Origin of the sequence: Staphylococcus sp. HMSC061G12, assembly GCF_001838465.1 — a bacterium.
Taxonomy (GTDB): domain Bacteria; phylum Bacillota; class Bacilli; order Staphylococcales; family Staphylococcaceae; genus Staphylococcus; species Staphylococcus simulans.
On record NZ_KV837171.1, the window covers coordinates 1 to 426 of the forward strand.

At 43.2% G+C, this 426-nt stretch carries 1 tRNA gene and 2 rRNA genes; all 3 read right to left on the reverse strand.

The features are described from left to right. Positions 1 to 47: 47 nt before the first annotated feature. A tRNA-Asn gene (locus tag HMPREF2937_RS13100) sits at positions 48 to 121 on the reverse strand. A gap of 5 nt (positions 122 to 126) precedes the next feature. Beyond that, positions 127 to 242: ribosomal RNA gene (gene rrf / locus HMPREF2937_RS13105) — 5S ribosomal RNA — on the reverse strand. An 85-nt stretch (positions 243 to 327) separates the two neighbouring features. Continuing rightward, positions 328 to 426, reverse strand: a 23S ribosomal RNA gene (locus HMPREF2937_RS13110); the annotation flags it as partial.

The following is a 426-nucleotide window of genomic DNA, read 5'->3' on the forward strand; positions in this document are numbered from 1 at the left end:
AGAAAAAAAGCAACTCAATGAGTTGCTCTCCGTCTACCGCTTTTAAACTCCGCCAGTAGGACTCGAACCTACGACATCATGATTAACAGTCATGCGCTACTACCAACTGAGCTATGGCGGATAAATGCTAAGCGACTACCATATCTAACAGGGGGCAACCCCCAACTACATCAGGCGTGCTAGGGCTTAACTTCTGTGTTCGGCATGGGAACAGGTGTATCTCCTAGGCTATCGTCACTTAACTATGATTGATTATCCAATCAAAATTGAATACCTATATATTCTAACAAGAAACCTACGCGCTGTCAATATTGACTCGTTTCTTTTTTGGATAAGTCCTCGAGCTATTAGTATTAGTCCGCTACATGTGTCACCACACTTACACTTCTAACCTATCTACCTGATCATCTCTCAGGGCTCTTACTG